Raw genomic sequence first — 15,780 nt, 5'->3', positions numbered from 1 at the left:
GTGAATCCTTGACAGAGTATTTTTACATCTATACAATTAAACTTGTATAATCTCTTAAATGAAACCATTTGGCAGTATTGTGGATGACTCCATATATGAGCCGACTGAACATGAAAATGAAATAGCAAGAGGAGGTGTTCAAATGATTGAAACAGTACTCATCTCCGCTTTGCTTGGTCTTATCGTCGGTGCCGTTGTTAGCTATATTTTAATTAAAAATGTGAACGATTCAAAAGTGACTGGTGCGAAGCAGTCTGCGGTGCTTATCGTAGACGAAGCGAAGCGAGAAGCGGAAGCTCTTAAAAAAGAAGCATTACTAGAAGCAAAAGATGAAACTCACAAATTGAGATCTGAAGCAGAATCTGACATCCGTGAACGCCGATCTGAACTGCAAAAACAGGAAAATCGGTACTTGCAAAGAGAAGAAAACCTTGACCGTAAGGATGATGCTCTTAACAAAAGAGAAGCGGGTCTAGAGCGTAAAGATGACGCTCTGACTGAGAGACAACAGCATATCGAGCAGATGGAAAGCAGAGTGGCAGAATTAGTTGCCAAACAACAAACAGAACTTGAACGCATTTCTGCATTAACACGTGAAGAAGCGAAAGGCATCATTCTACAGCAAGTAGAAAATGAATTAGCAACGGACATCGCAGTTATGACGAAAGAATCCGAAACGCGTGCGAAAGAAGAGTCAGACAAGAAAGCACGTGAAATCTTGTCAATAGCTCTACAACGCTTCGCGGCAGACCATGTAGCAGAAACGACTGTATCAGTCGTAAACTTGCCAAATGATGAAATGAAAGGCCGCATCATTGGACGAGAAGGTCGAAATATTCGAACTCTCGAAACATTGACAGGTATCGATTTAATAATCGATGATACACCTGAAGCAGTTATTCTTTCTGGTTTTGATCCGATTCGTCGTGAAACAGCACGTCTCGCACTTGAAAAATTAGTGCAAGATGGACGTATTCACCCGGCACGTATTGAAGAAATGGTCGAAAAATCAAGACGAGAAGTTGATGAACAAATTCGTGAAATCGGTGAACAAACGACATTTGATATTGGCATTCATAATTTACATCCAGATTTAATTAAAATCATGGGTCGGATGCGTTACCGCACGAGTTATGGTCAAAACGTCCTGAAGCACTCAAAAGAAGTGGCATTTTTAGCTGGATTGCTTGCAGCTGAACTTGGCGAGGATGTAACACTTGCACGTCGTGCAGGACTTCTACACGATATCGGGAAAGCAATCGACCACGAAGTGGAAGGTAGCCACGTTGAAATTGGTGTGGAACTTGCTACGAAGTATAAAGAGCATCCAGTCGTCATTAACAGTATCGCTTCCCATCATGGGGATACAGAAGCAACATCTGTTATTGCAGTGTTAGTAGCCGCAGCCGATGCATTGTCAGCAGCACGTCCTGGTGCACGTAGTGAAACGTTAGAAAATTACATTCGTCGTCTTGAGAAGCTGGAAGAAATTTCAGAGTCATATGATGGTGTTGAGAAATCATTTGCCATTCAAGCAGGTCGCGAAATTCGCATTATGGTTCGTCCGGAACAAATTGATGATATTACAGCACATCGTTTGGCACGTGATATCCGTAAACGAATTGAAGAAGAACTGGATTACCCTGGTCATATTAAAGTAACGGTCATTCGAGAAACTCGCGCCGTTGAATACGCTAAATAAGTAAAAAGGGCTTCGATCTGAGGCCTTTTTTTACTTTTTATGATAGTAAAAGTTTTTTAGGATATTCTTACATTAAAGAAATATTCACCAATAAGGTGATAGCCGTTTTGCGGAATATCAACAACCAACAGCAGAGCCAACGGAAATGAAAGAAGGAATGAAAATGAAAGTATTATTTATTGGAGACATCGTTGGATCGATTGGTCGCGATGCAGTAGAAGATTATTTACCAAGATTGAAAAGAAAATATCAACCAGACGTGGTCATTGCAAATGGCGAAAATGCTGCAGCAGGTCGAGGCATAACTCAAAAGATATTTCAAGATTTGCTTTATATGGGAGTCGACGTTGTGACGATGGGGAACCATACATGGGATCAAAAAGAAATTTTTGATTTCATTGATGATACTGATTATTTAATTCGTCCGGCAAACTTTTCAGATGAAGCACCGGGTAAGGGCATGACGACTATTACAAAAAACGGTCATACGTTATCCGTGATTAATTTGCATGGCCGTACATTTTTACCGCCACATGATGATCCATTCAAAAAAGCGACTGAGCTTGTAAATGAAGCAAAGCAAATATCTCCACTGATTTTTGTTGATTTTCATGCAGAAGCAACGAGTGAAAAAATAGCGATGGGTTGGCATTTAGATGGGGAAGTATCCGCCGTTGTTGGTACGCATACACATGTCCAGACAGCAGATGCCCGCATTTATCCAAATGGAACAGCGTACATCACGGACGTCGGGATGACAGGTCCTTACGACGGCGTACTTGGGATGAAGAAAGAAGATGTACTGTATCGTTTCCAGACGAATATGCCCGCTCGTTTTGAGGTACCAAAGTCAGGAAGATCTGTACTCAGCGCATTTTTCGTAGAGTTGGATAACCAAACAGGAAAAGCCACTTCGTTTGAACGTATTTATATCAACGAAGATTATCCTTTCAGAGGATAATTTCTTCTATCTTTCTCTTATCTTGCATACAGTGACTTAAGGACATCTTAATCGTCCAACGGTCAGCAAGGACAAGGAGGAATCGTAGTGGAATCATTAAAAGTATCTTCAAGATCTAATCCAAACTCAGTTGCAGGTGCATTAGTTGCAGTCATCCGTGAAAAAGGGTATGCAGAAATGCAAGCAGTTGGAGCAGGAGCACTTAATCAAGCGGTAAAAGCAGTTGCAATTGCACGTGGCTTTGTCGCGCCGAGTGGCACCGATTTAATTTGTTCTCCGGCATTTACAGATATTGTGATCTCTGGGGAAGACCGGACAGCTATTAAGCTTTTAGTTGAAAAACGTACAAGAGCACAATAAGAAAAGCGTAAAGCGCTATTCTTACTTAATTGTAAACTAACCCAATCTCAAAAGAGGTTGGGTTTTTACGTATTTTCAGCACAAATTACTAATTTGGCTTCCTCCAAAGGTCTGAATTTCAAAAAACTACCGCTATTTTATAGTGAATGAAGCAATTAAGTGATAAACTTATGTAGGAAAATAGAGGTTATTACCTGATCTGTTAAGGAGTTGTTTGCATATGTTACATCAGCTTTCATGGAAAGTCGGTGGGCAACAAGGGGAAGGAATCGAAAGTACCGGAGAAATTTTCTCAATGGCGATGAATCGCTTAGGGTATTTCTTGTACGGCTATCGTCACTTTTCTTCACGTATTAAAGGTGGACACACGAATAATAAAATCTGTGTACGAACGACAGAAGTTCGCACAATACCAGATGATTTAGATATTTTAGTTGCATTTGACCAAGAAACAATTGATGTAAACTATAAAGAACTGACAGCTTCAAGCGTCATTTTGGCTGATACGAAATTTAATCCCGAACACCCAGAAGATTGTGTTGCGACCATGTACAGCGTTCCGTTTACGGAAATTGCATCTGAACTCGGCACGTCTTTAATGAAAAACATGGTGGCAATTGGTGCTACATCCGCTTTGTTAAATTTGGATAAAACTGTTTTCCAAAGCGTAGTCGATGAAATTTTCGGCCGCAAAGGCGAGACAATTGTTGAAAAAAACATGCAAGCGATCCAACAAGGTTATGAAGTGATGGCGCAACATTTGGGCGATCGGATTGGTGAGTGGGAACTTGAGCCTGCAGATGGGAAACATCGTTTGTTTATGATTGGAAACGATGCTATCGCTTTAGGTGCACTTGCAGCTGGTGTTAGATTTATGGCAGCCTATCCTATTACTCCTGCATCTGAAATAATGGAATACTTGATTAAGAAATTGCCGAAATTTGGTGGGGCTGTAATTCAAACTGAGGATGAAATTGCCGCTGCAACCATGGCGATTGGCGCAAACTACGGTGGGGTTCGTTCATTTACTGCTTCTGCGGGTCCTGGTTTATCTTTAATGATGGAAGCAATCGGTTTGTCAGGTATGACCGAGCAACCGCTCGTCATTGTTGATACACAACGTGGTGGCCCATCAACAGGTTTGCCGACGAAACAAGAACAATCCGATTTAATGCAGATGATTTATGGTACACACGGGGAGATCCCAAAAGTGGTCATCGCTCCAAGTACGGGCAAAGAAGCATTTTTCGATACAATTGAAGCGTTTAATATTGCGGAAGAATTACAACTGCCTGTTATTATTTTATCCGATTTACAGCTATCGTTAGGTAAACAAACGGTGGAACCATTTGATTACAGCAAAGTGGCACTTCGCAGAGGCCGTCTAAAAGTGGAAGAAGAATTAGTAGCTGCCGAAGATAAATCATACTTTAAACGCTACGAAGTGACGGAAGATGGTGTGTCTCCTCGTGTCATTCCTGGAATGAAAAATGGAATTCACCACGTTACTGGTGTTGAACACGACGAAACTGGCAAGCCTTCTGAATCGGCTGCAAATCGTCAACTGCAAATGGACAAGCGTATGAGAAAAATGGAGCATGTCAATTTCCCGAACCCTGTTCATGTATATGCACCTCATGAAGAAGCGGATGTCCTGTTAGTGGGCTTCAATTCGACTCGAGGGGTACTAGAAGAAGTTCAGGCGAATTTAAATGCACAAGGTATTCGTGCTAATCATGCACATATCCGTTTAATCCAGCCTTTCCCGACTGCACATGTTTCACCACTTATTGAGGCTGCGAAAAAAGTACTGGTCGTTGAAAATAATGCAACTGGTCAACTGGCAAATATTATTAAAATGAATGTTGGCGCTCATGACAAAATCGTGAACGTATTAAAATATGATGGAACACCTTTCTTGCCAAGAGAATTAACGAATCGCGTAAAGGAGTTGCTCTCAGATGGTAACATTTAAAGATTTTCGCAATAATGTAAAACCCAACTGGTGTCCAGGCTGTGGCGACTTTTCCGTACAGGCAGCTATTCAACGTGCAGCAGCTAATGTAGGGATCGAACCAACAGATTTAGCGGTTATTTCCGGAATTGGTTGCTCAGGTCGAATTTCTGGATATATACATTCATACGGATTCCACGGGATTCACGGTCGTGCACTTCCGATTGCTCAAGGTTTGAAAATGGCTAATCGTGATTTGAACGTAATTGCTTCAGGTGGAGATGGAGATGGTTTTGCGATCGGGATGGGACATACAATCCACGCGATTCGCCGAAATATCGATATCACATATATCGTCATGGATAATCAGATTTACGGTCTGACAAAAGGGCAAACATCGCCTCGTTCAGCAGCAGGTTTCAAAACGAAATCTACGCCTGGAGGTGCGATTGAACCTTCTCTTGCTCCACTGGAAATGGCTTTAACGTCTGGTGCAACATTTGTAGCACAAGGATTCTCTTCCGATTTAAAAGAATTGACAAGTATCATTGAAGCTGGAATTAACCATAAAGGATTTTCGTTCATCAACGTATTCAGTCCATGTGTTACTTACAACAAAATAAACACATATGATTGGTTCAAGGAACGCATCACAAAACTTTCAACTGTCGAAGGATACGATTCATCCAACCGTCCACAAGCAATGGCAACGTTAATGGAACATGAAAGCCTTGTAACAGGCATCATCTATCAAAACAACGAACAACCTTCTTATCAGGAAATGGTGTCAGGCTACGCTGAAACGCCATTATCAACAGAAGATTTAATGATGAGCCAAAGAGATTTCGATGAACTTGTAAAAGAATTTTTGTAAGAATTGAACTGCCGGTGAAAATCGGCAGTTTTTTTGTCGAAACACCGACAATTGCAGCTGACATCTTGTAGGAACACATGCCGTATCAGTATAATAGAGGAATGAAGTTTTCGTCTGATGGGTGTACAGGATGAAAGGAGCAATTTTATGAACGAAGAGCAACGCTTACATAATTCACAAGTAAAAGAAACGAATAAAACGGAAAAAGACTACAGTAAGTATTTCCAATCAGTTTATGTGGCACCATCTTTGAAAGAAGCAAAGAAACGTGGTAAAGAAGAAGTAGCTTACCATAAAGATTTTGCGATTCAACCTGAATTTTTGGGAATGGGACAAGGTCGTAAGTTTTTCATTCGGACATTCGGATGTCAAATGAATGAACACGATACAGAAGTAATGGCAGGTATATTCCTGCAACTGGGCTATACGCCAACTCAGAGTGTACAAGAAGCAAATGTCATCTTGCTGAACACATGTGCCATCCGTGAGAATGCCGAGAATAAGGTGTTTGGTGAACTTGGCCACTACAAAAAGATTAAACGTGATAATCCAGATGTGTTGATCGGTGTTTGTGGTTGCATGTCTCAAGAGGAATCAGTTGTCAATAAAATATTAAAAACTTATAATCAAGTCGACATGATTTTCGGTACTCACAATATTCATCGTTTGCCTCACATTTTAAATGAAGCCTATCTGTCAAAAGAAATGGTCATTGAGGTGTGGTCAAAAGAAGGAGACGTCATCGAAAGTTTGCCTAAAGTCCGACGTGGCGAAATCAAAGCGTGGGTCAATATTATGTATGGATGCGACAAATTCTGTACGTACTGTATTGTTCCATATACAAGAGGAAAAGAACGGAGCCGCAGACCTGAAGATATCATACAGGAAATCAGACAGCTAGCGGCACAAGGATATAAAGAAGTCACTTTACTTGGGCAAAATGTGAATGCATATGGGAAAGATTTCGACGATCTTACATATCGACTGGGTGATTTGATGAATGATCTTCGTCAAATCGATATGCCACGCATTCGTTTTACAACAAGCCATCCACGAGATTTTGACGATCACTTGATTGAAGTGCTCGCGAAGCGTGGAAATCTAGTGGAACATATTCATTTACCTGTCCAATCAGGTTCCTCCAGTATGCTAAAACTAATGGCCCGTAAATATAACCGTGAACAATATTTGGAATTGGTCAGCAAAATTAAAGTTGCGATTCCTGATGCGGCATTGACTACGGATATTATTGTCGGATTCCCGAACGAAACGGACGAGCAGTTTGAGGAAACCATGTCTTTATATGAAGAAGTTGGGTTTGAACATGCCTATACGTATATCTATTCACCTCGTGAAGGGACACCGGCTGCCAAAATGGAAGATAATGTTCCGATGGATGTGAAGAAACAACGTTTGCAAAGGTTAAACAATCTTGTCAACAAATTATCAGCAGAGACAATGCAGGCTTATGATGGCCAAATTGTTGAAGTATTGGTTGAAGGTGAAAGTAAGAAAAATTCAGCGGTACTTGCGGGTTATACAAGAACAAGCAAGCTAGTGAATTTTGAAGGTCCGAATGATATTATCGGTAAATTGGTTCACGTGAAGATTACAAATACAAAAACATGGTCTCTAGAAGGCGAATTAATCGAAGTTCTATCAGGCCAAGAAGTGGGTGTCTTATGACAACGAAATATACAAAAGATGATATTATTGCAAAAGCTAAAGAAATCGCAGATATGATTGCACAAACAGAAGAAGTGGATTTCTTTAAACGTGCGGAAGCGCAAATTAATGAAAATCAAAAAATCCGTGAAAAAATTGCGAGTTTGAAGAGTCTTCAAAAACAAGCAGTTAATTTCCAACATTACGGTAAAGAAAAAGCATTAACATTAATTGAAGGTAAAATCGAGAAAATCGAAGAAGAAATTGATGAAATCCCGATTGTTCAAGAATTCAAGCAATCACAAGGGGATGTAAATGATTTACTTCAATTAGTAGCAAATACTATTGCCAACAATGTAACAAACCAAATCATCGAATCAACGGAAGGCGATTTACTTCGCGGAGAAACAGGTTCAAGAGTACAAAATACTAAACCAGGCAGTTGCTCATAAAACGCAAATAAAACTGTTCCTTCTATATAAGAGGGAGCAGTTTTTCTTTTCCATCGATGGTTTCAATCATTATTAAATCATCCTTTCATAATGTCTAGTTCCAAGCGCCAGCACGCTCATAAGCTTCAAGCCCTCAAGCGGAAACAAGCGGTGTCGAGAAAATTGGCGCTTTCCACAATTCCTATCACCTAATGGGCACAGCCTGCATATGATGAAAAGGAATCGAACGAAGGAGGATGGCTTTGAAATATACCCGTCAAATCGTGACGAAAGCAGTCGTGGCGAAAGGTAAAAAGAGAGCAGAAGCTAGTGAAACGTTACGTCCACCAAATAACCCTTCTAGCATTTTAGGGTGTTGGGTTATTAATCACACTCACCAAGCGAAGAAACATGGTAAATTTGTGGAAGTGTCTGGAAAGTACGACATCAATGTGTGGTATGCACATCACGACCATTCTAAAACCTCTGTATTTTCAGAAACAGTACCATACAGAGAGCGTATTAAACTTCATTATCGTGAAGATGATTCACAAGGTGTTGAGGACATACATGTACGTGTCATACAACAACCGAATTGCACGGAAGCCATCATTACACCGGATGGCGAGCAATTTAAAGTAACAGTAGAAAGAGAATTGCATGCAGAAGTTGTTGGTGAAACAACAGTTGTTATTCAAGTTCAACCAGGTGATTACGAGGAAGAATGGTCATATAAAGACGAAAGTTCATCTTCATCGTCAACTTCAACATTTAGTGATGCTAAAGAGTCCTCATCATTCTCTTAAGCCGGGGCACGAAATCCGGCTTTTTTTTATGACCATTGGACTTCATCTACTTTCCGATGAACATAAGAAATAAAACATTAGCGAGGTGACGCAGTCACTTCGCTATTAATTTTAAATTCACAACTTGGTTGCAGTTTTTAGAGATTGCCGATAATTTTTTCTTCACTTTATACATATGCACGTTCCTTTGTAAGATCATGGTTGTTTAACCACTGTGAAAGTTAAGTTATAATGAAAGAATCGCTAGTATTTGAAAGAGGTTTTGACATGAACACCTATACACCTATGATTCAACAATACTTACAAGTTAAATCCGAATATACAGACGCCTTTTTGTTTTTCCGATTGGGCGATTTTTATGAATTATTTTTCGATGATGCCATCAATGCATCACAAATACTTGAAATCACACTGACGAGTCGTGATGGAGGAAGTAAAGACCGCATTCCTATGTGTGGTGTGCCACATCACGCAGCGCAAAATTATATAGAAACACTCATTCAAAAAGGTCACCGCGTGGCAATTTGTGAGCAAACGGAAGATCCTAAACAAGCAAAAGGAGTCGTTAAGCGTGAAGTTGTTCGTTTAATTACACCTGGTACGATTATTGAAGGTAAAAATATGGATGGCAAAAGCAATCATTTTATCGCTTCGGCAGAAGAACTGGATGAAAATCGCTTTGCTTATGCTTATTTGGATTTATCGACAGGCGAAGGTACTAGCGCGATATTAACAGGCACTGAAAAGAATTTAATTCAAGAATTGCAAACGTTATCCATCCGGGAACTCGTTGTACCTGAGCAACTGTTTGTGCTACTGTCAGATTTGGCTGACGTGCATTCCATTTTACTATCCATCGAAGAGACCCAACTCGAAGCACAAGCTGATGAATCCTTTACGGAACATAATCCAGTCGAGGTGCGTGGAGCTTGTCGACGATTGGTGAACTATTTACACCGCACACAAAAACGTTCACTTGAGCATATTCAAGCATTCCAATTCCAGGAACGCGAGGAGCTTTTGACGATAGATTTTCATTCCAAACGCAATTTAGAGCTGGTTCAATCCATTCGTGGTGGTGATCAAAAAGGTTCACTATACTGGTTGCTCGATGAAACAATGACCGCTATGGGTGGACGCAAATTAAAGCAGTGGTTGCATCAACCTTTAGCAAATCGTATGAAAATTGAAGAGCGCTTGGAAATCGTCACTGAAATGCTGGAAGCCTATTTCTCCCGAGCGGATATTCGAGAAAGCTTAAAAGAAGTATATGATTTGGAACGTTTGATTGGTCGCATTTCTTTTGGCACTGCTAGTGGCCGGGACTTAAGTCAATTAAGACAATCGATTCTTCAAATTCCATTGATTAAAACCCAATTGATTGAAAGTGGTAAACCTGCGCTTAAAAAAGCGGCTGACCAGTTAGATGAGTGTGAAGAGCTTTTGAGTTTGCTGCAAGAAGCAATCGCCGATCATCCACCTCTTTCAGTTAAAGAAGGGGATATCATCCGTGACGGTTTTCACGAACGCTTGGACGAGCTCCGCTATGCGAAGAAGAACGGCAAAGACTGGATTGCTGCTCTCGAGTTGAAGGAACGGGAACGGACTGGCATCAAAGGGCTTAAAATAGGCTATAACCGTATCTTTGGGTATTTCATTGAAATCACAAAATCAAATATTCACTTGGCTGATATGGCACGCTACGAAAGAAAACAAACGTTAGCTAATGCGGAACGATATATTACGGATGAACTGAAAGAAAAAGAGTCTTTGATTTTAACAGCAGAAGAAGAAAGTTTAGCATTGGAGTATTCTCTTTTCGTCGACATACGTGAACAAGTGAAACAATACATTCCACAAGTTCAGCAACTGGCAGCCAAGGTAAGTGAACTCGATGTATTTACGAGTTTTGCTGAAGTGTCTGACCAATATCGACTGACTAAACCAAAGTTTCATGACGGTTTGGAACTGAATATCGTTAACGGACGTCATCCTGTAGTTGAAAAAATGATGAACAAACAGCATTATGTACCGAATGATTGTGCCCTGACATCCGAAGAGAATATGTTGCTCATTACAGGACCCAATATGTCTGGTAAAAGTACATTCATGCGACAAGTGGCTATTACGGTCATTATGGGGCAAATGGGTTGCTACGTGCCGGCAGAACAAGCATTGCTGCCTGTGACCGATCAAATTTTTACACGTATTGGTGCAGCGGATGATTTAGCAGCTGGTCAAAGTACCTTCATGGTCGAAATGCTGGAATCCACATACGCAATAACGCATGCGACTGAACGCAGCCTCTTGCTGTTCGATGAAATTGGTAGGGGTACGTCCACTTACGATGGGATGGCTCTCGCTCAAGCAATGATGGAATACATTCATCATGAAATTCGTGCAAATACCTTATTTTCAACACACTACCATGAATTAACGCAGCTCGAAAAACAGCTGGATAAATTACGCAATGTTCATGTAGCTGCGGTCGAGCAGAGTGGCAAAGTGGTCTTTTTACACAAAGTGAAAAATGGTCCAGCTGATAAGAGTTACGGGATCCATGTGGCGGAACTGGCTCAGTTACCTGAACCGATTCTTGCTAGGGCAAGAGACATTCTTCAAGAGCTTGAAACTGGTAAGGAACATAATCTTAAAGATACACAGTCTTCTGTAAATGAACAATTAACATTCTTCCAAGAAACGAAGAAAGATGCTGAGAATATTTCAAAAGAACCTCAGCAAGAGGATGTCCTGACAACCATAAGAGATTTGGATATTTCCGGAACAACACCGATGAAGGCACTTCAGTTCTTATATGAATTGCAACAAAAAATCGGTAAATAAACGATTCAGAAAGGAGCGGACCCTATGGGACAAATACGATTAATGGACGAACCTTTATCAAATAAAATCGCTGCGGGAGAAGTGGTGGAACGACCTGCTTCCGTCGTGAAAGAACTCGTTGAGAACGCAATTGATGCTGGCAGCACTTCCATTGATGTGTATTTGGAAGAAGCGGGACTGCAGACCATTCAAATAACGGATAACGGAAGCGGGATGGATGGAGAGGATGCAATTCTTTCATTCTCACGACATGCGACGAGCAAAATCTCAAATGAACATGATCTGTTCCGAATTCGAACACTCGGATTCCGTGGAGAAGCACTGGCCAGTATTTCATCGGTATCCAAAGTTTCTTTATGGACTTCAGACGGTGTTTCCACAGGGACAAGCATCGAGATAGAAGGGGGTCACTTAAAAAAACAACAGGCAGGCGCACTTCGTAAAGGTACAGATATCAAAGTGTCGCAGTTGTTTTTTAATACTCCGGCCCGTTTGAAATATATGAAAACGATCCAGACGGAACTTGGGCATATCATTGATTTACTTAATCGACTTGCACTATGCTATCCGTCTATCGCTTTTAAACTGACACATGGAGAACAAGTGCTTCTTCATACAAATGGTCGGGGTGATTTGCAACAAGTCGTTGCAGCTATTTATGGCATGGCCATCGCAAAAAAAATGATTCCTTTTGAAGGGGAATCAGCAGATTACCGAATCCATGGCTATGCGTCATTACCGGAAATCACACGCGCTTCGAAAAATTACCTGACTCTATTTGTCAATGGACGTTGGGTAAAACATTATAGTGTCCAGCAATCAATCGTCAATGCTTACCACACGTTTTTGCCGATTGAACGCTTTCCACTGGTTATCCTTCATATAGAAGGCGATCCATATTTAACAGATGTTAACGTTCATCCTTCGAAACAACAAATTCGTTTGAGCAAAGAAAAAGAGTTGCAACAGTTGGTCGAGGAAACGATTCGGAAGAGTTTGAGATCCGTTATGCGGGCACCTGAAATTGCAGAAAAACCGAAAAAGATGGTTGCGCCAAGCGAACAAATGGATTTGTGGAAATCAAGACCAACACCAACACCAACAACATCTGCTCCATTCCAGCCGATGCAGACTTTCAATAAAAGTCCAGAATCGTTAATGGTGAAAGAGCAGATGGAACCGGTCCAATCTTCACCTGAGCCATCAATCGACCATCTGGTACCAGTATCGTCCAAGGAACCTTTTCCGGAGTTGGATATCGTCGGACAAATCCACGGAACGTATATCGTAGCCCAAAGTGCTGATGGTTTTTACTTAATCGATCAACATGCGGCACAGGAACGGATTAAATATGAATTTTTCCGTGAGAAGGTAGGAGATGTGCAGTCGAATGAAAGACAATCTCTGCTCATCCCTCTGTCCATGCATTATTCTGCTGACGAAGCACTTCGATTAAAAGAATCGGCAAATGAACTTGAAGAAGTTGGGATTTTTCTCGAAGAGTTCGGCCCGACAACGTTTATTGTGCGGGAGTACCCCGTATGGTTTCCGAAAGGGTTCGAAGAAGAGATTGTAAAAGAACTCGTTGAACAAGTACTGACAACCCGTAAAACGGACATCAAGAAATTACGCGAAGATGCAGCCATTATGATGAGTTGCAAACGTTCCATTAAAGCCAATCACTATTTGACGAGAGAAGATATGGTCAAACTGATGGAAGATCTTAAACATGCCGAGCATCCATTTACATGTCCGCACGGCCGCCCTGTAATTGTTCATTTCTCCACATACGAAATTGAAAAAATGTTCAAACGCGTTATGTAGTGATATAGATCGATTTACAAATGATATTGTTTAAACGAACACTAAATAATGAAGAATCAGAAAGCGACCGAATTTACATATTCGGTCGCTTTTTAAATGAGAATATTAAAAGAAAAGGTTTATCTATCGTGAATTAATAACAGGTTTACACCACGACAAATTCTTGGAGCTCATTTATTACTACTGCGTTTTATCAATGCTACTCTTTCTTTGTTGTGTATAGGATGGATGTGTTTTTACCTCTTAACGCTCGGGTACCTATTTCTGCAAATTCACTAGCGAGTTCTGCTCTAATACGATCTGGTGCAATTTTTTGATGAGTGGATGTGTTTAAAACTTTCAACGCTTTGGAACCTATTTCTGCAAATTCACTAGCTGTTTCTTCTTTGATAAGACTTTGTGGGATTTTTAAGCTTTTTGGCGTTTGAGGTAAACTGTTTTTGTTATTACTTGTAGCTTTATTATCATCTCTGCCCACATTCCATCTTCCTTTCTTAATTTAGTTTCGTATTAGTTTGTCTTTCGAAGTCATATTCATGTAAACGAATTCTAAAAATTATTTTCCGCTGTTTTTTACACTTTTAAAAAACATTTCACAAAGGACAAGTTTGGAAAAAATGGATAATTCAGAGTCCTTTTGGAAAAGTGTAAAAAATTATACCGAATAAATAATTATTATGTGGAATCAAACGGATGCTTTAGTTAAAGATAGTTGGGCTGTAATGAAAGCTCTTCATTCTTATTCAACTAACGAGGCAGGTTAGTTCAATTAGAAAAAATGGATTTTTTTTCAAATGGAAAATTTATTTAAAATTGGAACCTCTATTCATTTCAAACGTATTAAAGAAAAAGCAGGTAAGTTTTAGAAGATTTTCATCAGCGTAGCTTGGAGGGAGTGAAATTGTGAGGAGATTATTATTTATGTCTATTATAATAATTGTATTTTTAATTGTAAGCGGATGTAATAATAACTCTGTAAAACAAATTAGAGCAGATTACTTTGATATTGGCTTTGGACAGAGTTTGTACCAGGGATATAACAAAGTAGATAAAGAAACTGTTCAGTCACTTGTGAAGGCTTACAATCAAATAGATTATAGTGGACAAACAAACCAACAAATTAATTATGAAAAGGCGATAACGATAACATTTATCTATAATGACCAAATTTCAGGTACTTTAGTGATAGATGAAAGGGGATTTTTCATCTAAGTGATAGTGCTGAAAATTATCAAATCGACCCAAATGATGATATTTATGAACAAGCAATAGAAATATATAACGATGTGAAGTATAAATTGGAAAGTAATTTGAGTTTAGAGGTGATTTAATTGTTGTGGGAAAAACCCAAATGTACTATTTGTGATAAAGAGATTAAGGAAGACGACGTTGTTTTTGTGAAAATGCGTTATCCTAAGCGAAAAGGTTTTACTGAAATAAAAGCATATTTAAGCAACGAAGGTAGGTTCATTTGTGAAGATTGTTTTAACAATAAATCCTAATAAATACTTTTTAACAAAAGGATACATTAGTTGAATAAGGACTACTAAAAAATGCTCAAACTTTTTTTAAAAAACGAAATAACTAATAACAAATTAAAATGCCATGATCAATCTTTTTTCAAAATGGCTTCTTTCTATCGTGAAATATGGGTTTGCGAACTGTTTTTGATCAAACTTTTTTTGAAAGAAGCATAGGAGGAAGTAAAAGCTCCATAAAGAAAATCGGCTGTATCTCATGGGGATTGCTGGTTTTATAAATATTTAGAAAACCCAGTTGACAGTCCATCTACTACGTGTTACGATATACCTGTAGTAGGTCACACTGGATACCGACATCACTGAATAGTGAGGTTGCAAAAATATTATTAAGGAAAATAGTTGACACCTCCGCTACTCGGTGTTACGATATACATGTAATAAGCAATACTGAATAGCGTGATTTCGCAAAAGCTATTCAGTAAAAATCTCCCCTTAGTACTAAGTTATACTGAATATAAGTCAGACGAAATAGAGGAGGAACTGAACATGGAAAATTTAACTGAAATGCTGAAGGGTTCGCTGGAAGGCTGCGTGCTGGAAATCATCAGCCGCCATGAAACCTATGGCTACGAGATTACCCGCCGCCTGAACGATCTTGGATTTACTGAAGTCGTGGAAGGGACGGTCTACACCATCCTTGTGCGATTAGAAAAGAAAAAACTGGTGAGCATAGAAAAGAAACCGTCAGATATGGGGCCGCCCCGAAAGTTTTACTCACTTAATGAGTCTGGCCGACAGGAACTTGAATTATTTTGGAGAAAATGGGATTTTGTATCATCAAAAATCAACGTCTTAAAGTCAATCTAGCTTCATAAGAT

At 39.8% G+C, this 15,780-nt stretch carries 14 protein-coding genes; 13 read left to right on the top strand and 1 reads right to left on the bottom strand.

Annotation, left to right across the window (positions count from 1 at the left end; translation table 11 throughout):
• Window positions 1-142: 142 nt before the first annotated feature.
• The 10 genes from rny to mutL all read left to right on the top strand — a co-directional run bounded on the left by rny (window position 143) and on the right by mutL (window position 13,421).
• Complete coding sequence (gene rny / locus HMPREF1210_RS05200; protein WP_016427567.1) at window positions 143-1,702, top strand: ribonuclease Y; 1,560 nt, start codon at window positions 143-145, stop codon at window positions 1,700-1,702.
• Between the two features lie 163 nt (window positions 1,703-1,865).
• On the top strand, window positions 1,866-2,663 hold the full coding sequence (locus tag HMPREF1210_RS05195) for a TIGR00282 family metallophosphoesterase (protein ID WP_016427566.1): 798 nt from the start codon (window positions 1,866-1,868) through the stop codon (window positions 2,661-2,663).
• A gap of 87 nt (window positions 2,664-2,750) precedes the next feature.
• Complete coding sequence (locus HMPREF1210_RS05190; RefSeq protein ID WP_016427565.1) at window positions 2,751-3,023, top strand: stage V sporulation protein S; 273 nt, start codon at window positions 2,751-2,753, stop codon at window positions 3,021-3,023.
• A gap of 220 nt (window positions 3,024-3,243) precedes the next feature.
• Window positions 3,244-4,998 (top strand): 2-oxoacid:acceptor oxidoreductase subunit alpha, encoded by a 1,755-nt coding sequence (locus HMPREF1210_RS05185; RefSeq protein ID WP_016427564.1) that lies wholly within the window; start codon window positions 3,244-3,246, stop codon window positions 4,996-4,998.
• Window positions 4,985-5,851, top strand: a complete 867-nt coding sequence (locus HMPREF1210_RS05180; protein ID WP_016427563.1) for a 2-oxoacid:ferredoxin oxidoreductase subunit beta — start codon at window positions 4,985-4,987, stop codon at window positions 5,849-5,851. Before HMPREF1210_RS05185 ends, HMPREF1210_RS05180 begins: the two co-directional genes overlap by 14 nt.
• 147 nt (window positions 5,852-5,998) lie before the next feature.
• A complete protein-coding gene (gene miaB, locus HMPREF1210_RS05175) occupies window positions 5,999-7,537 on the top strand; it encodes a tRNA (N6-isopentenyl adenosine(37)-C2)-methylthiotransferase MiaB (protein WP_016427562.1) in 1,539 nt (512 codons plus the stop codon).
• Entirely contained in the window at window positions 7,534-7,968 is a 435-nt protein-coding gene (locus tag HMPREF1210_RS05170) for a RicAFT regulatory complex protein RicA family protein (RefSeq protein ID WP_016427561.1), read from the top strand. The genes miaB and HMPREF1210_RS05170 overlap by 4 nt, the downstream gene beginning before the upstream one ends.
• 242 nt (window positions 7,969-8,210) lie before the next feature.
• The gene (cotE, locus tag HMPREF1210_RS05165; RefSeq protein WP_016427560.1) at window positions 8,211-8,753 is read left to right on the top strand and encodes an outer spore coat protein CotE; all 543 of its coding nucleotides are present in this window, start codon (window positions 8,211-8,213) and stop codon (window positions 8,751-8,753) included.
• 267 nt (window positions 8,754-9,020) lie between these two features.
• Window positions 9,021-11,597, top strand: a complete 2,577-nt coding sequence (gene mutS / locus HMPREF1210_RS05160; protein ID WP_016427559.1) for a DNA mismatch repair protein MutS — start codon at window positions 9,021-9,023, stop codon at window positions 11,595-11,597.
• Window positions 11,598-11,621: 24 nt separating this feature from the next.
• Window positions 11,622-13,421 (top strand): DNA mismatch repair endonuclease MutL, encoded by a 1,800-nt coding sequence (mutL, locus tag HMPREF1210_RS05155; RefSeq protein WP_016427558.1) that lies wholly within the window; start codon window positions 11,622-11,624, stop codon window positions 13,419-13,421.
• Window positions 13,422-13,620: 199 nt separating this feature from the next.
• Here the strand turns inward: mutL and HMPREF1210_RS05150 are convergent, their stop codons facing one another.
• Entirely contained in the window at window positions 13,621-13,899 is a 279-nt protein-coding gene (locus HMPREF1210_RS05150) for a hypothetical protein (protein WP_016427557.1), read from the bottom strand.
• A 443-nt stretch (window positions 13,900-14,342) separates the two neighbouring features.
• Here HMPREF1210_RS05150 and HMPREF1210_RS05145 point away from each other — a divergent pair, with 443 nt between their 5' ends.
• From HMPREF1210_RS05145 to HMPREF1210_RS05135, 3 genes are all read left to right on the top strand, one after another.
• Window positions 14,343-14,633, top strand: coding sequence for a hypothetical protein (locus HMPREF1210_RS05145; protein ID WP_016427556.1), 291 nt, complete (start codon window positions 14,343-14,345; stop codon window positions 14,631-14,633).
• A gap of 122 nt (window positions 14,634-14,755) precedes the next feature.
• Window positions 14,756-14,923: a hypothetical protein gene (locus tag HMPREF1210_RS18350; RefSeq protein WP_036659740.1), complete on the top strand. Its 168-nt coding sequence runs from the start codon at window positions 14,756-14,758 to the stop codon at window positions 14,921-14,923.
• Between the two features lie 525 nt (window positions 14,924-15,448).
• On the top strand, window positions 15,449-15,769 hold the full coding sequence (locus HMPREF1210_RS05135; protein ID WP_016427555.1) for a PadR family transcriptional regulator: 321 nt from the start codon (window positions 15,449-15,451) through the stop codon (window positions 15,767-15,769).
• Window positions 15,770-15,780 lie beyond the last annotated feature (11 nt).

The sequence above is a fragment of the Paenisporosarcina sp. HGH0030 genome (assembly GCF_000411295.1).
In the GTDB taxonomy this organism is placed as follows: domain Bacteria; phylum Bacillota; class Bacilli; order Bacillales_A; family Planococcaceae; genus Paenisporosarcina.
Note: the sequence above shows the minus strand (reverse complement) of the source record. Positions and strands in the feature narration are given on the sequence as shown.

Excerpts from the sequence above, each read along its gene's own strand:
- HMPREF1210_RS05145 (WP_016427556.1), top strand. The coding sequence starts at position 14,343 with ATGTCTATTATAATAATTGTATTTTTAATTGTAAGCGGATGTAATAAT.
- HMPREF1210_RS05170 (WP_016427561.1), top strand. The coding sequence starts at position 7,534 with ATGACAACGAAATATACAAAAGATGATATTATTGCAAAAGCTAAAGAA.
- miaB (WP_016427562.1), top strand. The coding sequence starts at position 5,999 with ATGAACGAAGAGCAACGCTTACATAATTCACAAGTAAAAGAAACGAAT.
- mutS (WP_016427559.1), top strand. The coding sequence starts at position 9,021 with ATGAACACCTATACACCTATGATTCAACAATACTTACAAGTTAAATCC.
- mutL (WP_016427558.1), top strand. The coding sequence starts at position 11,622 with ATGGGACAAATACGATTAATGGACGAACCTTTATCAAATAAAATCGCT.
- HMPREF1210_RS05135 (WP_016427555.1), top strand. The coding sequence starts at position 15,449 with ATGGAAAATTTAACTGAAATGCTGAAGGGTTCGCTGGAAGGCTGCGTG.
- rny (WP_016427567.1), top strand. The coding sequence starts at position 143 with ATGATTGAAACAGTACTCATCTCCGCTTTGCTTGGTCTTATCGTCGGT.
- HMPREF1210_RS05185 (WP_016427564.1), top strand. The coding sequence starts at position 3,244 with ATGTTACATCAGCTTTCATGGAAAGTCGGTGGGCAACAAGGGGAAGGA.
- HMPREF1210_RS05195 (WP_016427566.1), top strand. The coding sequence starts at position 1,866 with ATGAAAGTATTATTTATTGGAGACATCGTTGGATCGATTGGTCGCGAT.
- HMPREF1210_RS05180 (WP_016427563.1), top strand. The coding sequence starts at position 4,985 with ATGGTAACATTTAAAGATTTTCGCAATAATGTAAAACCCAACTGGTGT.